General features: G+C 35.5%; 22 protein-coding genes and 1 tRNA gene. 17 read left to right on the top strand and 6 right to left on the bottom strand.

Features of this window, described 5'->3' with window-relative positions:
* Positions 1-365 precede the first annotated feature (365 nt).
* The 5 genes from BTN98_RS11520 to cspE all read left to right on the top strand — a co-directional run bounded on the left by BTN98_RS11520 (position 366) and on the right by cspE (position 4,168).
* The gene (locus BTN98_RS11520) at positions 366-1,412 is read left to right on the top strand and encodes an HlyD family secretion protein (RefSeq protein WP_060996727.1); all 1,047 of its coding nucleotides are present in this window, start codon (positions 366-368) and stop codon (positions 1,410-1,412) included.
* Positions 1,412-2,932, top strand: coding sequence for a DHA2 family efflux MFS transporter permease subunit (locus BTN98_RS11515; RefSeq protein ID WP_060996726.1), 1,521 nt, complete (start codon positions 1,412-1,414; stop codon positions 2,930-2,932). The genes BTN98_RS11520 and BTN98_RS11515 overlap by 1 nt, the downstream gene beginning before the upstream one ends.
* A 228-nt stretch (positions 2,933-3,160) precedes the next feature.
* A tRNA-Ser gene (locus BTN98_RS11510) sits at positions 3,161-3,251 on the top strand.
* A gap of 167 nt (positions 3,252-3,418) precedes the next feature.
* A complete protein-coding gene (locus BTN98_RS11505; protein ID WP_060996725.1) occupies positions 3,419-3,646 on the top strand; it encodes a hypothetical protein in 228 nt (75 codons plus the stop codon).
* A gap of 309 nt (positions 3,647-3,955) precedes the next feature.
* Positions 3,956-4,168 carry a transcription antiterminator/RNA stability regulator CspE gene (cspE, locus tag BTN98_RS11500; protein WP_036791338.1) on the top strand — a complete coding sequence of 71 codons (213 nt, stop codon included), beginning with the start codon at positions 3,956-3,958 and terminating at the stop codon, positions 4,166-4,168.
* 654 nt (positions 4,169-4,822) lie between these two features.
* Here the strand turns inward: cspE and BTN98_RS11495 are convergent.
* The gene (locus tag BTN98_RS11495) at positions 4,823-5,377 is read right to left on the bottom strand and encodes a YbhB/YbcL family Raf kinase inhibitor-like protein (protein WP_174545310.1); all 555 of its coding nucleotides are present in this window, start codon (positions 5,375-5,377) and stop codon (positions 4,823-4,825) included.
* A gap of 162 nt (positions 5,378-5,539) precedes the next feature.
* Here BTN98_RS11495 and BTN98_RS11490 point away from each other — a divergent pair, with 162 nt between their 5' ends.
* On the top strand, positions 5,540-6,457 hold the full coding sequence (locus tag BTN98_RS11490; protein ID WP_060996724.1) for a LysR family transcriptional regulator: 918 nt from the start codon (positions 5,540-5,542) through the stop codon (positions 6,455-6,457).
* 13 nt (positions 6,458-6,470) lie between these two features.
* Here the strand turns inward: BTN98_RS11490 and BTN98_RS20320 are convergent, their stop codons facing one another.
* Entirely contained in the window at positions 6,471-6,623 is a 153-nt protein-coding gene (locus BTN98_RS20320; RefSeq protein WP_156451824.1) for a hypothetical protein, read from the bottom strand.
* Positions 6,623-7,015: a hypothetical protein gene (locus tag BTN98_RS11485; RefSeq protein ID WP_105030011.1), complete on the bottom strand. Its 393-nt coding sequence runs from the start codon at positions 7,013-7,015 to the stop codon at positions 6,623-6,625. Before BTN98_RS11485 ends, BTN98_RS20320 begins: the two co-directional genes overlap by 1 nt.
* A gap of 226 nt (positions 7,016-7,241) precedes the next feature.
* Here BTN98_RS11485 and rpoS point away from each other — a divergent pair, with 226 nt between their 5' ends.
* From rpoS to BTN98_RS11470, 3 genes are all read left to right on the top strand, one after another.
* Positions 7,242-8,096, top strand: a complete 855-nt coding sequence (gene rpoS, locus BTN98_RS11480; RefSeq protein ID WP_060996722.1) for an RNA polymerase sigma factor RpoS — start codon at positions 7,242-7,244, stop codon at positions 8,094-8,096.
* A gap of 187 nt (positions 8,097-8,283) precedes the next feature.
* Positions 8,284-8,796, top strand: coding sequence for a hypothetical protein (locus BTN98_RS11475; protein ID WP_060996721.1), 513 nt, complete (start codon positions 8,284-8,286; stop codon positions 8,794-8,796).
* A gap of 324 nt (positions 8,797-9,120) precedes the next feature.
* Positions 9,121-9,672, top strand: coding sequence for a hypothetical protein (locus BTN98_RS11470; RefSeq protein WP_174545311.1), 552 nt, complete (start codon positions 9,121-9,123; stop codon positions 9,670-9,672).
* Between the two features lie 140 nt (positions 9,673-9,812).
* Here the strand turns inward: BTN98_RS11470 and BTN98_RS11465 are convergent, their stop codons facing one another.
* Positions 9,813-10,214: an H-NS family histone-like protein gene (locus tag BTN98_RS11465; protein WP_036791321.1), complete on the bottom strand. Its 402-nt coding sequence runs from the start codon at positions 10,212-10,214 to the stop codon at positions 9,813-9,815.
* Positions 10,215-10,815: 601 nt separating this feature from the next.
* Here BTN98_RS11465 and BTN98_RS11460 point away from each other — a divergent pair.
* A complete protein-coding gene (locus BTN98_RS11460) occupies positions 10,816-12,729 on the top strand; it encodes a BCCT family transporter (protein WP_082732090.1) in 1,914 nt (637 codons plus the stop codon).
* Positions 12,730-12,821: 92 nt separating this feature from the next.
* Here BTN98_RS11460 and BTN98_RS11455 read toward each other — a convergent pair whose 3' ends face one another.
* On the bottom strand, positions 12,822-13,460 hold the full coding sequence (locus tag BTN98_RS11455; RefSeq protein ID WP_060996719.1) for a helix-turn-helix domain-containing protein: 639 nt from the start codon (positions 13,458-13,460) through the stop codon (positions 12,822-12,824).
* Between the two features lie 403 nt (positions 13,461-13,863).
* Positions 13,864-14,112 (bottom strand): Ogr/Delta-like zinc finger protein, encoded by a 249-nt coding sequence (locus BTN98_RS11450; protein WP_060996932.1) that lies wholly within the window; start codon positions 14,110-14,112, stop codon positions 13,864-13,866.
* A 656-nt stretch (positions 14,113-14,768) separates the two neighbouring features.
* Between BTN98_RS11450 and BTN98_RS11440 the strand changes: the two genes are divergently transcribed.
* The 7 genes from BTN98_RS11440 to BTN98_RS11410 all read left to right on the top strand — a co-directional run bounded on the left by BTN98_RS11440 (position 14,769) and on the right by BTN98_RS11410 (position 26,290).
* Positions 14,769-15,338, top strand: a complete 570-nt coding sequence (locus BTN98_RS11440) for a lysozyme (protein ID WP_060996717.1) — start codon at positions 14,769-14,771, stop codon at positions 15,336-15,338.
* Between the two features lie 11 nt (positions 15,339-15,349).
* On the top strand, positions 15,350-15,667 hold the full coding sequence (locus BTN98_RS11435) for a hypothetical protein (RefSeq protein WP_060996716.1): 318 nt from the start codon (positions 15,350-15,352) through the stop codon (positions 15,665-15,667).
* Entirely contained in the window at positions 15,642-15,869 is a 228-nt protein-coding gene (gene lysC / locus BTN98_RS11430; protein WP_197432869.1) for an Rz1-like lysis system protein LysC, read from the top strand. The genes BTN98_RS11435 and lysC overlap by 26 nt, the downstream gene beginning before the upstream one ends.
* Positions 15,870-15,885: 16 nt before the next feature.
* A complete protein-coding gene (locus tag BTN98_RS11425) occupies positions 15,886-18,630 on the top strand; it encodes a hypothetical protein (RefSeq protein WP_060996714.1) in 2,745 nt (914 codons plus the stop codon).
* 324 nt (positions 18,631-18,954) lie between these two features.
* A complete protein-coding gene (locus tag BTN98_RS11420) occupies positions 18,955-21,891 on the top strand; it encodes a phage tail-collar fiber domain-containing protein (protein WP_060996713.1) in 2,937 nt (978 codons plus the stop codon).
* Between the two features lie 734 nt (positions 21,892-22,625).
* Entirely contained in the window at positions 22,626-25,886 is a 3,261-nt protein-coding gene (locus BTN98_RS11415; protein WP_060996712.1) for a M66 family metalloprotease, read from the top strand.
* A 152-nt stretch (positions 25,887-26,038) separates the two neighbouring features.
* Positions 26,039-26,290, top strand: coding sequence for a DUF2999 family protein (locus BTN98_RS11410; RefSeq protein WP_036791291.1), 252 nt, complete (start codon positions 26,039-26,041; stop codon positions 26,288-26,290).
* Positions 26,291-26,356: the final 66 nt, after the last annotated feature.

Raw genomic sequence — 26,356 nt, 5'->3', positions numbered from 1 at the left:
AAAATGGAGTTTAAGTTTTTATAATTAAATGGTAATAATAAAACTATTAAACTTTCATGTATTTTAGCTATTTAGGAAGGGAAAAGAGCCAAATTAATGTATTTACTCTAATTCATTAGGTCAATGCTTTAAAATGACGCTTTACTTGACCCAATTATACCCTCCGCCACATTGGCACTGACTTGAAAGCCTCTGCTCACAAGCCTATTATTTCAATACGTTAATTATTGTGGTTATGTTTATAACAATACAGTTGCATGGTTATTAATATGTATTAGTTATGACTAGACGAACTTTTTTTGGCTTAATAATTTCTATCATCTAGACTCAAATTTAGCTAAGTGTTAGCTAAATAGGATAAATTCATGGCAACGACAGATACGACTCCAATTGAACAACCTAATCCAGCAACTAAATCAAATAAATTTCGTAATATTTTTATTTTTATTGTTATTGCTGCGGTTTTAGGTACCGCTGGATATTTTTATACTCGTCATCAAAAACTATATCCAAGTACTGATGATGCGTATATCCACGCCAATATTCTTTACGTTGCACCACAAATAAGTGGCAAGGTACTCAGTGTTAATGTTGAAAACTATCAACATGTAGCTGAGGGGGATTTGTTAGTTAAGATTGATCCTGCGCCTTATGAAATCCAGTTAGAGCAAGCGAAAGCTGCTTATGAAGTTGCGACTCAACAAAATAAAGCTACCGATGATGCAATTTTAGCGGCGAGCGCAAATGTACGAGCAGCTGATGCTAACCTTGTTGACGTTCAAAAAACGTATCACCGTGTTATGGATTTAGTGAACCGAAAATTGTTGCCGTTACAACAAGGTGATGATGTAAAAGCGAAGTTAGCCAGCGCTCAAACAAACCTTGAAGCCGCACGTGCAAAAATGTCACAACTGATTAATCAACAAGGTGCTAAAGGCGATGAAGCACCACAAGTAAAACAAGCAGCAGCGGCATTAAGCCAAGCAACGTTAAACTTATCGTACACTAATATTTATGCGCCGTATGACGGTAAGCTAGGTAAAGTGAGTGTGCGTCCTGGTAGTGTTGTTTCTCCTGGTTTGGCGATGATGCCATTAATTGAAGATAACACAGCATGGCTGCAAGCTAACTATAAAGAGAAAGATATCGGCTTATTGAAAGTAGGCATGACAGCGACAGTGGTGTTAGATATGTACCCAGATGTGACCTATCAAGGTCAGGTTGAGGCACTGTCTCCTGCGAGTGGTTCATCTTTTTCATTATTGCCACCTGAAAATGCCACTGGTAACTGGGTTAAAGTTCCTCAACGTTTTCCTGTGCGTGTCAAATTTACAGATTTGAAAAATAAGCCATTATTGCGTGTTGGTGCGAGTGCTGACGTCACTATTGATACCCAATCAGAGACCAACTAATGAGTCAGTCAGTCACACCAGCTAATCGTACATGGATTACCTTAGCCGTTATGTTATCAGCAATCATGGTATTGCTGGATATGACGATTGCCAACGTTGCACTACCGCATATGATGGGTGCATTAGGGGTTACATCTGAGCAGGTGACATGGGTACTTACTTCTTACTCTATGGCTGAAGCTATTTGTATACCACTTGCGAGTTATTTTGCGCTTAAGTTTGGTGTGCGGAGATTATTGTTAGTATCTGTGGTTGGCTTTATTGTCACTTCTGCTTTGTGTGGTCAAGCTGATAGTCTGGCTGAAATGGTAACTTTCCGTATCATGCAAGGTGCATTTGGTGCGTCAGTTATTCCACTTGCACAATCAACCATGGTGCAAATTTACCCTGCTAGCGAGCGTGGTAAAGCAATGGCGTTGTTCAGTGTTGGTATTCTACTTGGCCCTATTTTAGGTCCTACGGTAGGCGGTATTATCACTGAAAATATGGATTGGCGTTGGATTTTTTACGTCAATGTGCCTGTTGGTGCCTTATGTCTAACATTGGTTTATATGTTCGTTAAAATTGATGGCAAAGGTGAGTCTAAATTAGACTGGCCATTAGTTATCGGTATGACGGTAGGTATCGGTTTATTACAAATGGTACTTGATAGAGGTAATGAAGAAGGATGGTTTGAGTCTAATTTTATTCTATTTTCATTGATTATAAGTGCCATTTCTTGGGTGTTCTTTATTGTACGTTCATGGCGAACCAAAGGCGATGTTGCTCCAATGTGGCTATTAAAAGACCGTAACCTTGCGGTGTCATGTTTGATCATGGCTGGCTTTTCGATGGGACTGTTTGGTATTACTCAGTTACAACCGATGATGTTAGAGCAATTATTACATTACCCCGTCGAAATGACAGGATTTGTAATGGCGCCGCGTGGATTAACTTCTGCGATTGTATTGTTGGTGATGGCACAATATATGGATCGTTTAGATCCAAGAATGCTGGTGGCGGTTGGACTTGGGTTTAGTATTTTTGGTACTTACCTGATGATGCAGTACTCAATGGAAATCAATTTATATTGGGTACTCATCCCATCAATCATTCAAGGCATGGGGATGGGGTTAGTGTTTGCACCATTGAGTCAAATGGCATATCGAACCCTAGAAGCCAAATATGCTGTTGGTGGAGCGGTGATGTATAACCTATGTCGAACCATTGGTAGTTCATTTGGTATCTCAATTGTAAATACCTACTTTAGCCGAACTCAACAGCGTGAATGGCATGCATTAGGAGCTGATATAAGCGCCACTAATCCAATATTACAACAACAGGCAATGCAGCATCATACAACGGTTACTGATCCTAACTTTATTGCTCAAGTCAGTGCGTTATTACATCAACAATCGACATTACTGGCCTTTGTATATACATTTGGTTTTTTAATGTTTTCTTATGTTGCGTTGTTGCCTTTATTAGCCTTGTATAGGTTTAAGAAAAAAGCTCCAGCAGCGGCGGTGAATTCTCATTAATACTGATTAGTATCATGAGTCAGCAATAAAAAAAGGTAGAATACTGAGTACCGCCTAAAAACCATGTGCTGATGTTCGTATATTGGTTGTTTTACTAGCACCAGGTTGGTTGCTAACTATGCGTTATTGTTGTTATTTTTTCTTTTTGGTTAAAAATATACCTGTCGGTAAGGTTGGATTATATTTTGCCTTTACAGACTAAGTTGTGGTGGTTACTATAGCTGCCATGGAGAGATGGCTGAGTGGTTGAAAGCACCGGTCTTGAAAACCGGCATACGTTTATAGCGTATCTAGGGTTCAAATCCCTATCTCTCCGCCACCTTTGAAGCCTCGTCTTATATGACGGGGTTTTTTTATTGCTCCTCTTTAATTTTCTCCTCTGTTATTAAATTCTATACATATCAATACATACTAATCGAACCTGATGCTAATTTTAATTTGGTGTCGACGCCGAAATAGATATATGAGCCCTTCAATGATAATTTAATGCAACTTTGTCTGATTATCTATACTACAGAGGAATTCCGTAAGCATATTCAAGATGTTGGGGCGGCTCCTCAATATGAAGGTGTGGATAAATACCTGAAATTTGGCGATCAACTTGATAGTCTTGCTAAAGAGTGGGAAAAAGATGCAATTAAGATTTGGGATGAAGAAGGGGATGGTGAGCAATATACAGCAGAACATAAATGTTATACCTGTGGCGGCAAGTAATTCATAATAATTTGGTATTATTTTTATGAGATAATATTAAATTATGTTTAATTGTAATTATATTTTCATATGAAGCGATTGTTTGAATAAAAAACTTTACAGGTAATGCGTTTTATGTGACAATTAATTTACTCTGTAGCTAGAGTAATTGATTGAGAATTAAGTAAAAGAAAAACCCTTAGAAACATCTTCGTTATTGTTGTGTACACTAGTGTTTCCCTTCGCTTTATCATCATCATATTAAATTATTCAAGCTTCAGTGCATCGCACTTTGCGATAATTTTAAAGAATTTATATAAGGGACACAAAATGTCTAACAAATCAACTGGTCTAGTAAAGTGGTTTAACGAAGAGAAAGGTTTTGGTTTCATTACTCAAGACAACGGCGGTGCTGACGTATTCGTTCACTTCCGTGCTATCGCTTCTGAAGGCTTCAAAACTCTTGCTGAAGGCCAGAAAGTGTCTTTTGAAGTAGAGCAAGGCCAAAAAGGTCTTCAAGCTGCAAACGTTGTAGCTCTATAATTTTATAGTTAATCTATAAAGTTAATATTGGCGTAAATAACTATGTTATTTGCGCCTTTTATATTTTTAAGTCTTTTATTTCTCATTATTCATTCTTTCCTCGCTTTACATTTCTAGCTTATTTTCAATTTAGCATAATGATTATATTTTCTTGTTGATATTAAATTATTCATGACGAGGAGATGTTTAATCAACGACTAAACTAAACATCTCTCTATAAGCAAAATAATTTAATCAATATCATGGGCATTTTTTATTAACGTGATGATAGTGTGAGTAAACATTTACTTACTCTATGACTCAGTTAACTTCATTAAACGATCGTCATAAGAACAAATTATGCTAATGACATCTTTTTTGAAGCGGTGAAGACAGTAGTAGACGGCTTGTAGCTGTTGGATTAGCGATGATATTGTCTTCGAATTCAGATGGATAAACGGCATCTATTATTATTTATAGTACAATATACCGTATGTGTGGTGAAGCAATTTTGCTACTATGAAAACAGACAGAATAATATTTTGCACACTTGCGGTATAGCTGACAGAAATAAAATAGAGAAAAGAACCATATACGAAGTAAAGTCATATAGTTATGTAGAGAACAGGCAAAAAAATACCACTCTAAAGAGTGGTATTTAGTGTTTAATCGTTTTTATCGTGCGTTAGTTGGTGCAACAAGGCGTGCTTTACCGATAACGTGAGCAAGAATGTTATATCCTGCTAGTGCTGGTGATGCATTTTCAGGTAATTTAATATTCGCTGTATTTAATGCATAAACAGTGATTTGATAATTATGTGGTTTTGCGTTTGGTGGTGGGCACGCGCCACCAAAACCTTTAAAGCCAAAGTCATTAGTAACCATGCTAGCGCCTTTAGGTAGATCTTTACCACCAACGGCACCAGCACCTTCAGCTAAAGAGTGCACATCAGCTGGAATGTTAATCACGCTCCAATGCCACCAACCACTACCTGTTGGTGCATCAGGATCATACATAGTAACAGCAAAACTTTTTGTTCCTGCAGGCACATCTGTCCAGCTTAACTGCGGAGATTCATTTTTACCTGTACAGCCCCATTGGTTAAATAGCTGTTGATTATTCAGTGTTTGATCATTGGTAACATTCTGACTCGTTAATGTCATTGCTGCTTGTGACATGAAAGAGGGTAATGCAAAAAGCAGTGCTACAGCAATTGTTTTAAATTTCATCATTTCACCTGTAATAGAGCTAAAATTTTCGTTATTTAACAACTTATAATTATTAAATATTAGTGTAAAACCTTTAATGGTTATAATGTAGCATTACTTACAATAGCTCAAATCAATAAAAATACATCAATAGTTGAGAAAAAATACTCTAAAGGATAAAACGTGAGATCATTGCCTCCATTAAAAGGTATTATTTATTTTGAAGCCTCAGCTAGGCTACAAAGCTTTAAATTAGCAGCTGAGGAGTTATTTGTAACACCGGGAGCGGTGAGCCACCAAATTCAGACACTTGAAGAATTTATTGGGCAAAAGCTATTTATTCGTCAGCATCGAGGAATAAAATTAACCAACGCTGGTATACGTTATTTTAATCGTATTTCACTTATTTTAAAGGATTTAGATCAAGCTACAACAGATATTGGATTTGTAACAAAAACGCAAAAATTAATTGTATCTATTCCACCAACATTATTAAATAAGTGGTTATTACCACGGCTTAATTATAGTTATTTAACTGATAATTCCATTGCTATTGTTTTTATTGATACTATTGAAACATTAGATTTGAATAAAGAAAATATTGATTTATCAATACGTTACTGTATTGATGTGCCAAAAGAAAAGTATCATCGGTTATTATTTCAAGAACAAATGATTGCAGTTTGCGCACCAAATTATATTAATAAACCGTTAGATGATCTTGCAGATGAAAGGTTAGCAAGCTGTACGTTGATTGAAACAACAAATAGATTAATTCAGTGGGATTTGGTTTTAGCTAATAATAATATAAAACCCTATTCTAATCAGAGTAAAATATATTTTCAAAACTCTATGCATACTATTGAGGCGGCAATACAAGGTATTGGTATTGCTTTTGTTAATCGTCTTTTTGTTGAGTCATATTTAGACCAAGGCGTACTGATAGAGGCTATTAATATGACTGTTATACAGGAAAAAGTGCCTGGTTATTATTTAGTAAGTAATTATGAAAAAATGCAAAATCCAGCGACTCAACTTCTTTATAAAGAAATTGAGTCGTATGTTAATAATGATATAACTATTGCTGCTTTTGATAACTAATTACGAGAGGGCTTTATTCAGCATGCATAGCTATATCAGTAATTGCTTCATCATTTTCAATATTCTCAAGTAGTGATCTTAATAATAATATCGCTTGTGTTAGTGAATATTCTTCATGACATACTAATGACTTAATTTGTTGTTTATAATCAGATAATTTTCTCATTATTTGGCCTTATAAACATCAGTCGTGAGCTTGGTTGTGTAGTTCTCACCAAGTAATTTATCTCGAGCAGCTGACCATGCGTTGGCATAACATATTGCTAATTTGGCTTTGTCTGCTCTTTTGATTGGTCCTTGATCAATAGTATTTTTTTGATCATTACATTGTGTATTTATTTTTGTGTTATATACATTTCCTTGATCGGTAAGATTATAAACTTGATCTTTGGCATTTTTTTTTCGCTTGTTGTAAGCAGTCAATAAGCCTTGTTCATCAAAATTGGGATTAGTGACACATGATTGTACAACAATAGAATTTGTTGCATTAGCTGCTGTTGAAAATAATGCACTAAGAGTAACTGTAATTAAAAGTGCTTTTGTGAAAAGAGATGACATATATATTTACTCACTAATTCATATTATTATTCATTAAATAATATACTTAAAACGCATAAAGTAAATGTGGGAACTGATGATTAAGTAGGAAGTTGTATTGAGATTAAGTTTTATTATGAGCATGAATAAACTAATGGTTAAATATTGCAATTAATTGTTGCGAATTACGTGCAATTGTAATTACTATGTAACCAGTAACTAACAACTAATTGCTCAGGGATGGTATATGCAAGAAGTGGCATTTGAAAGCGATGTGGTTCGTCTTTATCTAAATGAGATATCACTTAAACCGCTGTTAACTAAATCAGATGAAATCCTTTATAGTCGTAAGTCATTACTTGGTGATGAAAGTGCTAAATGTGTTCTTATTGAGTCAAACTTGAGATTGGTTGTTAGTTTAGCCAAAAAATATCGAGCGTCGACTTTATTATTGAGTGATTTAATTGATGAAGGAAATATTGGTTTAATTACGGCCGTTGAGAAATTTGATCCTGAGAAAGGTTTTCGGTTCTCTACTTATGCATCATGGTGGATAAAACAAACAATTGAACGTGCAATCCATAATCAAAGTCGTACTATTCGATTGCCAGTTCATGTATCAAAAGAAGTTAACACTATCTTACGTGCTCATCGCGATTTAATGTCTAAAAATAATAATGAGCCATCTCCGGAAGAGATCGCTGATTACTTGAAGCGCGATGTAAGTGAAGTTTCATTTTTAATGACAAATAATTTGAATGTTTTATCTTTTGAACAAACAGCGAATGACGACGATAATCATTCGTTATCGTATTTTGTCGCCGATGAAAACGCCAGTCTAGATAAAGAATTAGAAACCAATGACTTGCAAATGATTACTAAAAAAGTATTGTCTAAATTAAGTGAACGCGATCGTGAAATAATTTGTCGCCGTTTTGGATTATTGGGATACGAGCCACAAACATTACAAGAAGTAGCTGATGCTGTAGGGTTAACTCGTGAACGGATTCGTCAATTACAAATAAAAAATCTGATGCGACTAAAGCGTTCTTTAGCTAACGATAACTATGATATGGAAATGTTGTTTTCAGTATCAGCATAAACCATGATGATATATAGATAATAAGGATGATTGCTATCATCCTTATTTTATATTTGTGATATACAATAGCGATCATAAATACACAGTTATGCTCCATATCTGCAGATTGAAGTTTTGTCTAAGAAGCATATTATAAAATTATAAATAGCGATCAATCTTTATTATTCATAATTTTAGGAGTGTTGTTATGCCAATTACCGATGAAACATGTGAACATTCAGAATTACTTAATGCATTAATATCTCGTCAATCATTATTATCGACTAACAGAATGCAATCTATTGTTTATGCGGCAGCATTAGCTTGTCAGAACAAGAATGTATTACGCATGATTCAACACCTCATTGGTGAGGTGACGCCTAATCAGCGTCAAGATATTCATCATGCAGTTGTGAGGATGGCTGCGACGAATGCTTACTATATGGCTATGCATAGTATTGATTTAAATTGTAATGTTTCTAATGCAATGCAGTTAACACCATTAAAAGAATTAGATGTTGAAGATAAAACAAGTTATTACTACGCCTGCATTGCTGCTTGTCTGGTTAATAAAGGTTACAGTTGTTTAAGTAATCATATTACGCTTTTACGTAGTTGTGATGAATCTGATGAGTCAATTAATATGGCCTTAAGGTTGGTTGCTTCAGTGTTAACTATGTGTCAATCAAACTTTAGTAATGAGTACTTTTTAGATAAATAATAGTAAAAAACGGAAATAATATTGATACATAAAAAAGCTGCTAATTATTTAGCATTTTATGTATTGAGAGGTAAGAACCAGAATCTAAGCAATGTAATTAGTCTAATAGTGCTAATGAAGGGAAATATAGCAAGTACTTGATAGCTAAGCGATATAAAAGAGTAAATTAACATTATACCTTGATGTAATAATATATGGTCATATGATACTATTCACTATAATATTTGTGTTATTCCATTTTATATATGGATATACATTAAATATTAATGTCATAAACTATTATAATCACCATTAATCGTTAATGGTATGTTGAGAGATGTTGCTGTGATTGATCTGTTAAAAGATATCTTAGGATGGACATCAGTGGTGTTTTATATATTAATTACAATATTTAACACCATGAAAGTTACTCGTTATGCTGCTTTTGCTTCTGCAGCGAATGATACAATATGGTCTATATTGATGGGATGGTGGCCAAAAGTTATCCTTAACTTATCGGTTACAGCCATTAATTTATACCGATATTTTAAAGATTTTACTCAAACAGCAAAGATTATTATTCAACTATTAGCTGCAGTAATGATTGCTGGTATATCCTATATTGTTTATGTTGCCGTTCATGCTTTTATTGCAGAGCCAACGTTAGCAGTAGGATTACAGTTTGTTGATCTTGGTGTGATTGTTATTGCACTATATATGACCGAGTTAAAAAAATATCGATTATTGATGTTGCTATCAGGCTTTGTTGGTATGGTCGGTTATTTTGGTAACCCACAGATGATGATCATTAAAGCACTGGTTATTATCATTATGAGCTATAAGTTGTTTACAACACGTAATGATACACCAGAGCAGCAAGCGGCAGAAAATAAGTAACTTTTAATAGATTATAGCTATTGTCTCGTACTGCTTTATTGGTTTAAAACCATTGATATAAAAAACGCTCATTATGAAATACAATGAGCGTTTTTTGGCATTTACTTAATATCATCTACTTAATATAAGTAGATGATGTATTAAATTTCAAAGCTAGCTAGAGCATCGCCATTATCAAGCAATTGTTGTAGTGCTTTAGGTGTGCGGCCTTGACCTGTCCACGTTTTCTCATCGCCATTTTCATCAACGAATTTGTATTTAGCTGGACGAGCTGCACGCTTTTTCTTTGTTTTTGGGCTGTCGCCAATTAATGCAATTAATTCTTCAGGTGTAATACCTTCAGCTGCAAGCATATCACGGTATTTCTGCAGTTTGGCTTCTTGTTCTTTATTTTCTGCTTTAGCTGCTTCTTCTTCCACACGGCGTTCTTCAACGACTTGAGTGAACTTTTGTAGGCCTTCTTGCAGATCTTCAATAGACATTTCACGCGCTTGAGCTCTCAAAGAGCGTAGATTTAAAAGAGTTTCAATCATGTTATTAATTCTAAATAAAAGTAATTTTGCCTATTGTACTTAACTTTTATAATAAGACACTAAAAATAGTTACTATTATTGTAACTAAATCTCATTTTTTTTATATTGTCGTATTACAGTAATTTTTTATTTTATTGATAAATAGAATCTAACTCAAACGACTATTATTTGTAGGTTATTAATACGGCTATTTACAGTGATAAAAAACTAAAATTATAATAATGATATTCAAATGATAGAGAATGTGTATGTTATACATTATAAGCTCTAAGCTTATAAATATTAGCGATGAAACGTTAACTGAAGTTATATTTGGTTAATAATATGGTACTTGTTTGATATTTTTTGCTTAAAAATAATCAATATGCAATATATAAGTTTATATCGAGATCGATACCAATGTATTTATTTGTTTCTATTTGTAACGGTAGAACGCTAACTTTGATTGTTAATGCACCAGATAGTTGATTTTTTCCTTAAATGTTTTTTTTTTAGTCTTGTATCAAAAAATTTCATCATTACCATAACAGATGTTATTTGTGTCTTTAGTGTTAAAAGAACATCATGTATGTAACTTTTTATGGATGATATATAGCAGTAAGGATATCGTTTGAGTACATTACGTAAAAATTTCGAGCTAATTGATAAGCCAACATTTTTTGGTGCAATAGCAATGCTGATCTCAGTGGTTGTTCCACTACTTTTATTCCCCAAAGAAGGCGCAGAATGGATTGCTGTCGCTAAAACTTTTATGACAGACAAACTAGGCTTTTTATATTTAGCACTAGGTATGGCTGCTTTCTTTTTTATGATTTACATCGTTTTTTCTGATATTGGCCAAATTAAATTGGGCGATGCAGATGAAGAACCAGAGTTTAAGACGGCATCATGGGCTGCAATGTTATTTTGTGGTGGTATCGGTGCAAGTATTCTTTACTGGGGTGCTATCGAATGGGCTTATTATTACCAAAGTCCACCATTCCAATTAGCACCAGGTAGCGAAGAAGCTGTACGCTGGGCTGCAACCTATGGTGTTTTCCACTGGGGACCTATTGCATGGTGTATTTACCTTGTACCAGCAGTGCCAATTGCTTATTTCTTTTATGTTCGTAAACAGCCAGTATTGAAAGTATCAGCTGCATTAATGCCAGTAATTGGTGAAGCACGCAGTCACGGCTGGGTAGGTAAAGTAATTGATGTACTGTTCATTTTTGGTTTATTAGGTGGTGGTGCTACAACATTAGGTTTAGCCGCACCATTGATAACTGAGGGCGCACATTACCTTTTTGGTACACCTAAAAATACAGAAACTCAAATTATTGTTCTTCTTTTATGTACTTGTATTTTTGGTTATTCTGCTTATGCAGGTATGGAAAAAGGCATTAAAGTATTAAGTAATATCAACTTCTGGGGCGCGTTAGGTTTATTGGCCTTTATTTTAGCTGTTGGACCGACGATCTTTATGTTAGAAACGGGCTTAGATTCATTAGGTCGTATGCTTTCTAACTTCTTTATTATGGCAACGTGGGCTGAACCTTTTGGTGGCTACGGTACCTTTGAAGATACGCACTTCCCACAAGATTGGACTATTTTCTACTGGGCATGGTGGTTAGTGTTTGCACCAAGTATGGGCTTATTTATCGCACGTATTTCACGCGGCCGTACAATTAAGCAAATGGTGACAGGCTCTATTTTTTTTGGCTCGATGGGATGCTTCCTGTTCTTCATGGTTCTGGGTAACTACGGTTTATCGTTACAATTATCAGGCGCGCTTGATGTGGTTGGTATTTTGAATGCAGAAGGTGCAACCAAAGCAATCTTCTCTATTCTTGAGCAGTTACCATTTAGTACGCTTGTAATTACTGTATTTACGCTATTATGTTTAATTTTTACAGCAACAACGTTTGACTCTATTTCATATATTCTTGCTTCTGTTGTTCAAAATGATGTAACAGAAGAGCCTATGCGTTGGAACCGTTTGTTCTGGGCATTTGCAATGTCGTTCATGCCATCAGTATTGATGTTTATGGGAGGACTAGCCACACTGCAAACAGCTGCAATTGTTGGTGGTTTACCATTGTTGTTCATTACCGTTATGTTAATGATTTCAGCAGTAAAAGCCGCATCGCTTGACTTGAGTCATCAAAATGGTTACGAAGATCCAGTGATCAATATTGAAGAACTACCTGATGTTGATCCATGGTCAAAAGAAGGTATAGCGCTAGCGAAGTTTGAACAACTAAAAGATGTGGCGATTGAAGCTGCTGATGCTGAGCGTGATGCACTAAATGCTATTTGGAAAATTAAGAAAACAATTCGAGCACAAGCGTTAGCAAGTGGTGCTGATGCCGGTGAGGTTCCTCAAGAATTAGCTGAAGAACTGCACCGTCTAACCACAGAAGCAATGGCTGCGAAAGAAGCTAAACTTGAAGCTTCCGAATTAGCTCAAGAAGCACGAAGCGTCTTTAATGATATTTTAAAGCAGAAAGAAGAAATGCTAGAGCTTGAAGCCCAAAAAGCATAGATAGCATTAAATTGATTTAAACACGTCATAAGGCGATCTTCGGATCGCCTTTTTTTTGTTTTTTAAACAGTGGTGATGGTAGATGGTGATAGTTAAACATGCTCAATTGAGATAATTACTTTGCCAACAATATCAATATCATTTTGGGCTATCGTTATTGAAGATTTGCCAAAATGTAATACCAGCTGATTAGCGGGTAAACGTTGAATATCATTAATCGACATTAATTGGTCGATACTAATGAGGTAATTTCCGCTAATTGGTAACGTGTCATTTTTGTCGATGATCAACGTTGCTGTCGCTGTCTGTAATGCGATTAATAATGGAGATTCATTACTTGATTGCTTAAGTAAGGCTTGGTCGAAAGATAAAACTGGTAATGGTGTAAGTTTGCCTGATTTTAATTGGTAATGAGGCAGTATTAGTATGTCTGAATTAGCTTCAGTTATTGATGTTTGGAGATGAGGAAATGCTTCTCCCTCATTTAATAATAACCAATGCAGAGATACTCCCGTTGAAAGATGAGAACGAATAGCGATTTCAAATGGTGTCGTTTCTCGAGAGTGCCATGTTGATACAGTGCCGCGTGGAATATTAAATACATCAGCAAGATCTTGATATTCATCAATGTCTAATACTGAACATAATTTTGATGTAACGGCTTTACCACCAAGATATTGGTAAGACGAAAGAGACGTAACATGAGATTTATGTGTTGAATTAGGTTTCATTTTGGGCGATTAACCATATCAAAGTAATGGGATAACAACTGATTAAGTATCTAATAGCGTAATTAACACATCAGTAAAAAAGTTTAGCTATAAGGTTGGTGTGATGTGTTTTGTGTTAATTATACAGTTAGTTTATGTGTTGACGTGGAAATTTACGAATACTTAGTTAAAAGTGAAATCTATAGCATATTGTAAGGTTAATATTTGACAGATTTGACTCGTTTACATCAAGTTTGATGGCAAATTTTTTTGAGTGAGATTCATTTATTACATACAATGTAAAAGTATATTTTATACTTACTAAAAGTAATGGTTCTGCCTGTTACCTTTACAATCACCGTTAAAAAATATGATTGCAGTTATAAACAGCATTAAAGCGGAACGAATAACGTTCCGCATAAGTTTATATTGTTAGCATATGATGAAGCTCTTTCACTTTTTCTGGTGGCATTGTTTTAACTAAAGCAATAACAAGTTCATTTACGTTTTTAGCAGATGGACTGATGGTATGACTAAAGCCTAAAGACATCACAAAAGTATGCCCACATTCAGGATCTGAACATGAACAATATAAATCTGCTGCTGCATTTGAAAACCAGTTTGTTTTATTAATACGTGCTTTTTCGCCACACTGAGTACAATGAATACGCATTGCCATTTGAATTACCTATTTAATATTGAAGGCAAAAATTCAAGAATCATTGATGTAAACAATGTCATTACCCACAAAGAGCTAAAATATTGTGAGCCTTTAGCTCGATATAGATAAGCTTAGATTTTTGCTTTTATGGGAATGATAGGGATTACCTACCGCTATTAACCTCGATCTGCTGCATTTTAGTGAATGAGATGTCAGTTAATTGCTTAATTCTGTCATAAAAACACTACCCTTATACCAAATGGTCAATTGAAATTCGGATTCATTCGGATTTTCACTCTTTTCCGAATTTTTCATAACGACAATTGATGCATTGCTCTGTCAAATGAATGATAATCATCTCATCAAGTAACCCACTGGAGTAACCGGAAATACCAATATTGAGACTTACATCATTGGAGATAGATATTGGGGCAAAATCCCTATTTACTTCAAATAAACAAGGAATTATAAGATGTATGAGTTATTGGATTGGCTAGTAAATAAAATGGTGTTCGTAGTTTTTGTTATCATCGGCCATTTTCAATTCATGACAATAGAAGCTTGGTCTTTAATTGTTTCATTTTGTATGGGAGTCTTCGCTTTATCGTTGAGTTATTGGCATAAGAAAATTATGCAACAAATTGCTCGCGAAAGAGGAGTGTCCATTTATGAATAAATTAAAACCAATTTTATGCTCAATTACTGCAGTGATAGCACTTTTTGGTGATGGTGGAATAGGGAATAGTACATTACCAATCGGCAATGTTGTTATTGCTGGCGAAAGCCAAGGAAAATTAAAATTAACACCAAAAGGATTAAGATTAATAGGAGACTATGAAGGTTGTAGGTTAGATAGTTATCGTTGTCCTGCTGGTTATAAAACAAATGGTATTGGTAACATTCATAATATAACCACTGATATAATAGATAATGAACAAGTAGCAAGAGATTGGGTGTTAAATATTCAGCAGGCAGAGTCGTGTTTAAATAATATTCTAGGGATGAATAATATTACGCAAGGACAGTATGATGCTTTAACATCATTTATCTTTAATACTGGCTGCACACGATTTTTAAAAAATAAAGATCTTACAGCAACAAAAATATCCACTTATGTAAGAGCTGGAAAGTTTTCACATGCTTGTTTGCAATTATCTCACTGGGTTTATGGTGGAGGTAAAAAGTTAAAGGGCTTAGTGAAAAGACGGAAGTCAGAATATTTACGGTGTATAGAATAGGATATTCATTTATGCGGATATTATTATTATCAGTTGTTTTGGTTTTATTAGTTAAAAATGAATATATGGATCGTAAATTAGAATCTCTTATTATTGAACGAAATGAAGTTATTACAATAAATAAGTCACATACAGAAACGTTTAAATTATTAGAAGATCAAAAAGAAGAAAATAATGATTTATTATTACAGCGGGAACAACGCAGACTCAAACAAGCTGAGAATAGTGTTGTTACAACGGAGGCTTTAAATAACCTTTTGTATGAAAAAGAAAAATATCATAACAACTGGCCTGGTGATGTTATTGATTGGTTGCAGCAACCGTATTGAACCAACGCGAGTGGAGATTATTAAGGTATTACCAGAGCCTTGGTTAATTACAGCATGTAATAAACCTAAAATGACAGGAAAAACACCAGTACAAACTATTGCAGAAGATTTACCTCGATTAAAAAACGCATTATCTAATTGTGCCAAACAAGTCGATGATTATCTTCAATGGTATGAAAAACAAAAAACAAAAAATATATAATATAAAGGAATTAAGCATGCCTACTGAGATTAATAAGAACCTAAAAAATACCACATTAAACACTGAAAATTATATTACTGCTATTGTTGATGGTAATATTAATATTAATACTTTTCCTACTGATAGTACCACAATGAGACTGGGTGGTTCATCACAGCCGAATATTCCATCATGGGCTACCTATGGCAATATGTTATCACTAGTTTCGCCTGGGGCTGATACAGCTATTCAAATATTGAGTGGTTATGATAATGAACATATTGGTTTCCGCAGTGGCAGTAAAAAAACACTCCCTAGTCGTGAGTTTGTAAAGTTTTTCCATGAAAATAATTGCCCAACAGCAGAGCAAGTGGGTGCAGCTGTCGCATTAACTAATAGCCAACCAGGTTTGGTTTATAATATGCGTAGTGATGGCACTTGGACAGAGGCTATCAGCGATGCTCCTCATGATAATAAACAATATGTGCGTGAAAATGGCAATTGGACGCAAGTAACTTCCGTACCTGATGACAATGTTGGCGTTGATAAACCGCTATGGGTTGAAGCTAGCTCAATGGGTATTGTTTATAATGATGCCAAAAAAGCCGCCGCTAATGCCTCGATATTAAAAAATGCAGCAGCTAAGCAAGTGGTGCGATTAGCATTTACCGATAACGTGTATTTTGATACGACAGGAGGTGAAATTGTTATTCGCTATGGCTTAGAGTTTCATGGTTGTTTAGGTAAAAAGATTCACTGGGTGGGCTCACCAATAACAACTAATGGTGACGATTGTTTAAGTGCGATGACGATGCCTAACGTTGCTGAAATGCCATATTACTATGAAACTAATTGTTACCATGTTACAACCGGTAAACTGAATTTTATTGAAGGTGATGGTTGGGGTGGTTACCGTGGCATTATTTCACGTGATTGTAATTATGATGGTAGCTTCCGTTACAAATTCTTAGGTAAAGAGCAGCATCCAACTAAAGGTAATCCAAATTCATCAACCAATTCCTTTAAAGGTGATTATGCTGGTTTTGGTGAAGTTATTTTTGATAATCTGACGCTAACTAACTCACGCCACCAAGCATTTTTAGGCGCGAATCAGTTTCCTTATGAGCGCATTGTATTTAGAAATGTGGTTATGCGAAATTGTAGCCGAGGTCTTTACTCTGGTGGTATTACTAATACCCACCCGTGGTATTTAGATGTTCAAAAAGCAATGCGTAATATGGTGGTTGAAGGTCTTGATTGGGAAAATAGTGCTGATTTTTGGGCGGGTGAAGATAATAATTCCGGTGCCTATATCACATCGTTATTGTGGGAAGGTAACCGTTTAATCTTTACTAATGCGCGTATTCGTGGTGTTAAAGTTCGATCACATGCAAATAATAACGGTGCTCGAGCGTTGTCACCGGTTTATCTTGGTGGTATTCGTGCTGAAATGCGTGATTGTGAAACCGTGAATATGTATAACTTTAAGTCTGATGGTAGTACCAATACCTGTATATTCTTGAAAAAAGTACGTAATGCATTGATTAATAATATAGAGCACCGCTTTGAAGAGAATTTCTTTAGTGATATGGAAGCCGATTTCGGTGTTACTGTTGATAATACTCAAGGAACATTTATTTCATACTCGCCAGAGCCAGGTGCGCCTTGGGATGACAGTGTTAATTATGGTAGTGAGCCTGCTGAGTCCATTATTATTCGTAATGTGAAGTGTTGGCTGCCTAAATTGTTACGTACTGCTGATATATCGACTCAGATTGTTGGTAGCTATGAAATAACCGATTGTGATTTTGAGTCACCAGATAACGGTTATAACAGTGATGGTCGTATGTCAGGTGCCTTTACATTCCTTACTGTCAATTGGTGGGATAACAGTAAATATTCAAGTGATAACCAAATGGTTAACCGTCGTGCGATATTTAAAGGTAACCGTGTTTATACACCTAATAATACTGCCGGTAAATTAGCCTATATTAACATTCGTGATATGCGCCAGCATCGTAATGGAGGTTATATCATTGATATTAGTAACAATGATATTACAGCAAATTGCCTTAAAGAGTTACAATTGACTTGTAATTCAGGAGCGGAGTTTAAAACTCAAGACTGTATTATTAATCAGATTACATTGAATAACCGTGTTCATATTGTGAATTCAACTCAAAACGATGTGACACCACGACACGATGTTTTTGTAGCTGGCAATAAAGTACCCAAGGTTATCCGTTTAGATATGGGGGGTAATTATAGTTCAACAGCGAAGAATGCATTACTTGGTCGTATTCAGCAAAATGTGTTTGGTGTTGATATGACAACCGGTAAGTTCCGTATGACATATGCTGAAGTCGCAGGCTCTACACCGGGAATTATACTTATGAATGCTACTCGCCCAAGTAACGGTTGTTTGCAGAATAAAACCCATGACTATAACGGTACAATGACCACGAAAGCTGGCTGTTTTGATTTCTATGCCCGTATTGAAATTAGTAATGTCAATATAGAAAAAGAGACATGCACCATTGGTTATTTCCATCCATCAACTAAAAAATGGACTCAAACACAATGGGATGCTACTAAAAATGATAGTAGCTTTGAAATTATGATTAATAGTAAAGATCGCTTTGGTAATGACAGCGAAAGCTCGCCACTTAAAGCACGTATTGGTCGTCGTTCAAGTGCATTAACCTTGATGCTATACCCTAGCTATGGTGATAGCGATTATGCTTCAGTATTAGATGTAGAATTAAATATTAATCAATATTAAGTTAAAATAAAGATTATTCAAAGGCGTATTAATAATACGCCTTTTTTTATTCGCTACATTAAGATTGTTTTATTATAGCAATAATATTTAATTGATGGTGTTAATTAATCTATGTCAATAATTGTTAATATTAATTCAACGCAGTAGTATTTAACAATAACTTTCGCTATATTGAAAAAAACACCATCGTAATAAATAATCTATAATAATTTTAGCGGTATTTAATTACTTTTATTCATACATTTTAGTGACAATATAGAACTTTGTTCTATATATATTAGCTATGAATTGAAGGGCTATTAATACAAAATAGTAGGTAAATTAATGAGTAAAGTAGATTCAATAAGCAATGATAATAGCAAAGGCATTTCTCGCCGTTCTTTTTTAAGAAATACAACAATGATAGCGGGCGGCGCTACGGCTGGTATGTTTATTCCGGGTGTTATTGATAAGACTAATGCACTTGATTTAATGAAGCATTCAAATCAACCAGAAGTCATTATCACAGCTAAAGGTCGAGCACTTATTGCTAAAATGCAAGCTGAAAAAAAAATCTTGCTGATTGACTCAATGATTTTCGCTTACAAAGCTAACCTCGGTAAAGCGCCTACAGAAAATGAACAATTACAGCCTAATGATATTGTTCATAATGCCAAAATTCAGCAACAAATTAGATTATCTGAAAATGCAATTGCGCTTTCAACAACTCTTGATAGTGATGTCGGCCCGTTTAAATTTAACTGGAGCTGTTTATATTGTAGTGAATATGACACGATTATTGCCGTTACTTATCCTAAATTAACCACTAAAACGGTTGATGGCCCTGGGGTTAAAGGCAATACATTAATTCGCTCATTTATTTTGAGTTATGATGATATTGCTCAAATAACCAATAGTGCCGTGATGGCAGTAAGTCCTAATTTTGTGGCACATCAACGACTAAATAATGTTGAGAATTCAGCATTACAAGCCATTATTGATCAACAAGGTCAAGATTGGTTTATTAAAAATGGCTTTATGGTATTACCTTTTGAAGGTGTATATAAAGTTATGGCAGGTGTGGCGTATATTTCAGGTCACCGTATTGAATTAGAACATAGCCGTATAATTGATGTTGCAAATAAACCATTTTATATTTATGTTGATGCCTACAAAAATAATAACGATCCTGATGGTTTAGATACTAAATTTAATATTATTGCTTCAACTAAAGATTTAAATAATTATGTGAATACTGATGGTGTTCATCATTATTATTGTAAGCTTTGTCAAGTAATGGCAGATGGAACCGTTAGTGACTTACGTCCTCAAAATACGGTGGTTGATAAAGGTTGGGCTGAAGCGCAAGATCATCAAGCCATTGAAAGTGTATCCGGCCTTAAAATTTACCCGATTAGTCGTAATTTAGCGGTAAATGACACCATTCCTGAAGGCTATAATGGTTTACGCATCAATGATAAAATTTATCGTGTTATTTGTCATGGTACCGTCAATGAGATAGATGCAAATGCTACTTTTGTTATTGTGAATAAACACAAATACTTTTTACAGCCTTGTATTGAAGGTCAAAGTTTTTATTCGATCGATAACCTTGAGCATTATGAACCGTTATCTGATTGGGGCGATAAAATAAATTACGCTGCTGAAATCTGTCGTAAAGGTGGTCTTATTTTATGGATCCCAAATAAAACCTATCAGTTTAATAAAACCATCGTATTAAAAGATATTAATGTGCAATGGGATGGCACATTAGAATTGTGCAGCAACGTTATTGGTATTGTTTTTAAATATAACGTTAATTTGGTTGGTAACCCTTTTATTATCCGTTCTCGTTCACTAGAGCATTTTGATAAAGCAATGGTGATGTTAACCTCATCGAAAGAAAAAATTAACGGTAAATGGAAAACAAAAGGCTGTGTTGAAAATAAAATATCGCAGTTAAATATTCTTAATGGATGGATTGATTACCAAACATTCTCCAACGGTAAAGTATTAGATAGCACCAAATTAACCGGACGTGGTTTAGTGTTATTAGCGGGTAGTTGGACTGCAGGTTTAACTGAACAACGCGCACATGAATATGTGTGGCGTAACTTTGTATCTGATGTCTATGTTGATGGTTTTGAGCAACCTTATGTTCTAGAAGCTGTGATTGATGATATTACCCCTAATCGTTGGATAACATGGGTTAACGGTAATAAGTTACATAACTTGTGTGCGCGTCGATTCCGTCAAGGGTTTACTGTTATCTCTCCCTTGCTACGACCTAACGGTAAGATTGGCGGCGAAGTTGCAGGTAATACCTGTGCTAGTCTTGATTTCCAATGGTCACGTTACAGCACAGAGAGTTTTCTAGTGTGTGAAGGGCGTAATAATAAATTTGAACTTATGGGCTGGGATGCGCCTAAAACTGCCACCAATACCATTAAATTTTTACGAGGTAATACCTTCCCACCGGGCTATGGTGAAGCTGCTGGTAATATTGTTGAACTGTATGGCGCGACGCTACGTCACTTGAATGGCAGTGATTTATCACCATTAGTGTATGAATCAAACCCTGGTCTTAACACCTTTATTGCAGAGGGTTTTCAGGGGCGTAATTTAATGCCTGAGTCATCACCACCAACAGTCGGTTCTACCTTAACCAATAGCTATATCCCTAAATTGGATAATTTTTTAGCGTTTATTAACGATCGTCCCGGTTGTCATGTAAAGCTATTTAAGAACGGTCATATTCAAACGAAAGTCGATCTCGCACCGATGTTTGATTTTAATCCTGAATCCGCTGTGCGATTAGCTGTGAAAAAAGGTGATGAATACAAGGTGGTGATTTCGCTAGAAAATGCGATTAATCATTTTAATATGGCTGGCAGTACGCTTGGTTATAATAATTTAACTTCAGGCAAGATTGAGATCGATTTACATGATCGACATAAGCAATCTGTCTACTCATCAAAACAGACATTAAAAACCGCCAATGTTACTGGGTTTATTAACGCGACTAATATTAAAACGATTGTTATTACTTACAGCGGCTTTGATCGCGACGGTAAACTCAATATCAGTTCTATTTATGGTCAAACATACAATAGAAATGCGGCGCAAGGTGTGATGACAGCCGATGGTGCATGTTGGATGCAAGACGATATAAAAATCAACAAAGCAGGGGCAGGGGTTGTTATTCGTGATGAGGTGAATGGTCAACTTTATCGAATTGCGATTGCTAATGGCGAGCTAAAATTAGCACCAGTCAATAAATAATCCGGTATTTCTATTGAGCCGCTCATTTGTAGCGGCTTTTTTTTATCTCAATATTGGAAACGTTCATAAAAGTGATAGTTCACTATACGAAACAGAGTATGAAGGCAACAAGGGTAGAACAGTGGTAGGGAGAATATGCATCGTAACTTATAATCACTTGGTAAAAATGTTTTTATCAAATATGCATTATTCTCTTTAAGAATAAGTTTATTATTAACAGCTACGTCAATAATGATAAATTCTATTTTATGAAAAAAGTATCCTCCGCCGTAACAGCGAAATTATCTATCCTTTCTAAAGCACTTTTGATAATTAACCTGATTTTTTTAATCTCTGATTTTAGTCTTTTTATATTATATGGCAGCATGTTAGCACTACTTTGTAGTTGGTTTATGATGGCTAACATCATGTCAATTAAATATAAAATTAATATACTCTATAAAGATCATGTTGTTATTGGCTATCTGCGTTGCGCTTTTATTCCTTTTTCTGTTGTAAGAGATGCTAAAATTTACTATCAATACTAGATTGTCAATGCTGGATATTTAGGTCAGGCATGATTATGTGATGTATTTATCACTTCGGTAAATTATTTTGCTTATGATGGATATTTAGATGTGATCTTTGGTGAAAATTTGTTTTTTTTAAATTTGTTAGCTGAATGTAAAGATTTATTTTTGTATTAAATTAACTTCATATATATTTGTTATGGTTATCATAATTAAGGGATATATATGAATATTAAGCGTATTGCTGTGGCTGTTAGTGCATTGTTATGTGGTTATTCGAATGCAAGTTTTGCGACGTCGAATACACAAACTGAAGCTGTGCAACAACTTGAACAAATGAAAGAAAAAGTATTGCAGCGGGTGGTTGAAACTAAAAAACTCATTGAAGATCAGGCCAATATTGAGATTCGTGATGGCAAGCGTTTTCTTAAATACAATGGTTATTTATATTCAATAACATCTAATAATTTACCTTCTTTTATGCCTTTTGTGGATGGTTTTGACTATGCAGATCGTTCAGCTGAGGCAATGTTTGATTTTATTCAAGCGCCATGGAAATTAGTCAACCAGATGGATGGCGTTTATATTTATAATGACCAATTTGGCTCTAACTATATGGAGCATATGGATGAAGATAAGCAGTGTAATGTGCAATATCTTGTTGGCGATAAGGATTTAGTCAGTACAGCGACCAAAGACTGTTTACCTTACAATGCTGCTTTAATTGATGCTCATGGTTTTATTGATGATCAACCTATTGTTAATCATCTTAATGGTGATTTTGCCGCACAAATACGTTTTATTCAAAACCAAACGGCAGAACCTTCTGCTAATGATGAAAAAGATCAACAGCGTATAGTCTCTCAACGTGAAGCTTTATTAGTTTTAACACCAATGGTTAACGACGAACCGAAAAGTATTGCGTTAAAAATTTATAAAGATGGCGTGTTACTTGAAAATCGTAAAATGACGAATCCTCTGCAAATTTTAGAATCAGACCGTTCTCAGCAAGATGATCGTAAAGATGTTGTTTATTCAAAACGATCATTTACGACAGTATTACCGTGGAATTGGGTTGAGCAAGGGTTGAGCTTACAGTTTGAAACCGATAATGGTTTAAGTGGTGAATTAGCTGCTGATGATATTGATTTTGCAGCCCCTGCTCATCTTGATTTGCCTATGATTCGAATTGGTATGTTAACTGATCCGCCGGCAGCAAAATCACTTGAACTAAAAACTGCGCATTATGGTTCTGAATTATTCCAACGTTTTCCGCTCGCATCGATGACGATCAGCCATTATTTGCCGATTAAACTTGATAAAGTTGTGATGTCTAACGGTGATATCAAAACCGAATATAGTGAATATGCATCACCAGGTGTTCACAGCGGTGATATGCGAGAAGATATTACCAAGTCTCTTATTCAATTGGGTATCGCAAATTCTAATTATGGTGTAGCAAGTTCAGGTGCAAGCCAATGGCAAGCGGGTAATTATCCAGCAATTGTTATGGGTCATTCTATTGGCCGTTATAAAAATGATAAAGGTGAGGTTGGTGTTTATACTCATGGCTTATCAGGCGGTAATGGCATGGTATTACTTTCTAATACGACAGGTAATGAGGTTACCCATGAAATTGGTCATGCGCTAAGTATGGGCCATTATCCTGGTGGTTATGCAAATGCAACACATGGAGCAACCACCGGTTGGGGCTATGATGCGTACCGTGGGTATATGACTGACAATCTTAATTGGCAGTCAAATGTCGACGGTGAATATGCTTACGGCAATATCATGGTTACACCATATAAAACACATTATGGTTATGGCACCGATCCAATGGGCGGCGGTGGTTTTGATTCATCAACCTCAAATTATCCATTATTTACCGGTTATTCATCAAAGCGTATTCAGCACTATTTAGAGAGCAAAGATTACCTTGATGCTACATCAACCAGTGGTTACAAGCATTGGAATGCAGTGACTCAACAGTTTGAAGCTGTTGCAATGACGACCAAGCTAAAACCTGTTCAGCAAGATGTTGATGTGATGACAGTGGTGGGCTTTTATGATCCACTGATGACCAACACCAGCTATATTTATCCTGCGCTATATGGTAGTTCTGGTAATGTGTATGACTTGCCACAGCCTATTGCTGGTCAGTGTTGGGCGACAGTCATCTATGGCGATAATTCAGAGCAAATCATTGGTCTTGAAGGTGCTCGTAAAAATAGTGGTCTAAGTAATAAACTTCATTTTAACTTAGCGCGTGATCGCAACCCACAGACAGTAACAGTGGAATGTCCTCAAATAAGTTTAGAAACAATCGTTCGTGATGAGTTATTAACTCACTATGGTCAGGAGCGTTTTTATACGTGGGGTGAAAACAACCGTTGGGGCGAAGTTGGTGATGTATTTGAATATCAACGTAATGGCCGTATTGAGTTATTTGAATTGAAGTCTAAACATTACTGGTATTTCCCGAGCGCAGGTGAATCTAATGGCGAGTGGGCGTTTGTTGGTTATCTTGATCAAATCATCATCGACAAGCAACCAACGATCGACTTTGATGCGTTAGGTCGTGTCACAGTTGATAGCCGTACTTTTACTACTAATACTGAATACCCAGCTAAAGCAGTAACAATAGGTAAAGGTCAGGGCTATGATTTAGCTATTGAATCACAACCGTTATTTACCGATCAAAGCGATTTAGAACACCTTGATTTTGAAACTATTAATCAGTTTGACCTCTGGGTCGCAGATCGTTATGGAAACGGTGAGCTTAATAATGGCGTAACTCAGAAACGTAAACGTGTTGGTGCCGTCTATGTTCATGTAAATACTGAACTAAAAACCCGTGATTATTTCTTAATGAAAACAATCACAGCAGGTGAGTTCCCAACCGAACATCACAGTAATAATGATTGGAAATACTTAGGCTCGGCTGAGTCTTATGTCAATTTTGATTTCAATCCACTTAAATTGAATCGTCAAAACTTGTCAAATATTGAACGTATCAAAAATTACTTTGAACAGTCAGCGTTATTTACATGGGATCAACGAGCGACTACCTCGTGGGATACATCAAACAGCGCAGTGTTTATTAATCCAACGGCAGAAGGTGTTAATGAATACTTTATTCAAAGAACGCCAGCGCAAGGTGGTGAATTCCCAACCAATAAAGCCTCAAATCGTGATTGGATATATTTAGCTGATGATAATTCGCTTAATCAATTAATACTTGAAATGGGTACCAGCCAAGCGGTATTTGAGCAATTAGCACTGGATTGGTATAAACAAGACAGTTTTGGTAATTGGGGCGACAATGGTAAAAAAGGCAATGTTGGTGATATTTATGATTATCACTTCCATGATGGAAAAACCCATTATTACCGCTTAAAGACCACCAGTTATAGTTACTTCCCTTGGCCATCTGAATCACCAGATCCAAGTAATGGTCATTGGCAATACATTAGTCATTACTAACCGTGATAACGGCTGAGTAAGATCATGATAAAACCGTATTTAGCATCGTTTAACGTTGTTATTTAAGGTTTTTTTATTGATGGTGCAACAAGGGGGCAGCAAATGTTAAACTGGTGCCTATTCCATTGAATGTTTACAAAAAAGGTAGTGTCATGAACCCGATTATTGCGTTGTTGAAAGAGAATAATATTAGTGATGAGCAGATCAACAGTATTTTCCAAACATTAACTCAAAACCCTCTTGCAGCAATGGCAACCATTAGCCAGCTAGGTTTACCACAAGATAAACTGCAAATGCTAATGGCACAAGTTATGCAAAATCCAGCGCTGATTAAAGAAGCAGTTGAAGAGCTAGGATTAGACTTTTCAAAAGTAGAAGCAGCAAAAGAGCAACTTCAAAAATAAGTTTGCTAATAACTAAATACCTAAGGTCGCATATAGCTTATATAATAGGGCTGAGCGACCTTTTTT

The sequence above is a fragment of the Photobacterium aquimaris genome (assembly GCF_002954455.1).
GTDB classification, from domain to species: Bacteria; Pseudomonadota; Gammaproteobacteria; order Enterobacterales; family Vibrionaceae; genus Photobacterium; species Photobacterium aquimaris.
Note: the sequence above shows the minus strand (reverse complement) of the source record. Positions and strands in the feature narration are given on the sequence as shown.

What these genes read in the sequence shown, in the direction of transcription:
- BTN98_RS20320 (WP_156451824.1), bottom strand. Translation starts at nt 6,623, where the DNA reads ATGAGAAAATTATCTGATTATAAACAACAAATTAAGTCATTAGTATGT.
- BTN98_RS11450 (WP_060996932.1), bottom strand. Translation starts at nt 14,112, where the DNA reads ATGCGTATTCATTGTACTCAGTGTGGCGAAAAAGCACGTATTAATAAA.
- BTN98_RS11505 (WP_060996725.1), top strand. Translation starts at nt 3,419, where the DNA reads ATGCAACTTTGTCTGATTATCTATACTACAGAGGAATTCCGTAAGCAT.
- BTN98_RS11515 (WP_060996726.1), top strand. Translation starts at nt 1,412, where the DNA reads ATGAGTCAGTCAGTCACACCAGCTAATCGTACATGGATTACCTTAGCC.
- cspE (WP_036791338.1), top strand. Translation starts at nt 3,956, where the DNA reads ATGTCTAACAAATCAACTGGTCTAGTAAAGTGGTTTAACGAAGAGAAA.
- BTN98_RS11440 (WP_060996717.1), top strand. Translation starts at nt 14,769, where the DNA reads ATGAATAAATTAAAACCAATTTTATGCTCAATTACTGCAGTGATAGCA.
- BTN98_RS11435 (WP_060996716.1), top strand. Translation starts at nt 15,350, where the DNA reads ATGCGGATATTATTATTATCAGTTGTTTTGGTTTTATTAGTTAAAAAT.
- BTN98_RS11520 (WP_060996727.1), top strand. Translation starts at nt 366, where the DNA reads ATGGCAACGACAGATACGACTCCAATTGAACAACCTAATCCAGCAACT.
- BTN98_RS11410 (WP_036791291.1), top strand. Translation starts at nt 26,039, where the DNA reads ATGAACCCGATTATTGCGTTGTTGAAAGAGAATAATATTAGTGATGAG.
- rpoS (WP_060996722.1), top strand. Translation starts at nt 7,242, where the DNA reads ATGCAAGAAGTGGCATTTGAAAGCGATGTGGTTCGTCTTTATCTAAAT.
- BTN98_RS11415 (WP_060996712.1), top strand. Translation starts at nt 22,626, where the DNA reads ATGAATATTAAGCGTATTGCTGTGGCTGTTAGTGCATTGTTATGTGGT.
- BTN98_RS11495 (WP_174545310.1), bottom strand. Translation starts at nt 5,377, where the DNA reads ATGAAATTTAAAACAATTGCTGTAGCACTGCTTTTTGCATTACCCTCT.
- BTN98_RS11420 (WP_060996713.1), top strand. Translation starts at nt 18,955, where the DNA reads ATGAGTAAAGTAGATTCAATAAGCAATGATAATAGCAAAGGCATTTCT.
- BTN98_RS11475 (WP_060996721.1), top strand. Translation starts at nt 8,284, where the DNA reads ATGCCAATTACCGATGAAACATGTGAACATTCAGAATTACTTAATGCA.
- BTN98_RS11425 (WP_060996714.1), top strand. Translation starts at nt 15,886, where the DNA reads ATGCCTACTGAGATTAATAAGAACCTAAAAAATACCACATTAAACACT.
- BTN98_RS11485 (WP_105030011.1), bottom strand. Translation starts at nt 7,015, where the DNA reads ATGTCATCTCTTTTCACAAAAGCACTTTTAATTACAGTTACTCTTAGT.
- BTN98_RS11455 (WP_060996719.1), bottom strand. Translation starts at nt 13,460, where the DNA reads ATGAAACCTAATTCAACACATAAATCTCATGTTACGTCTCTTTCGTCT.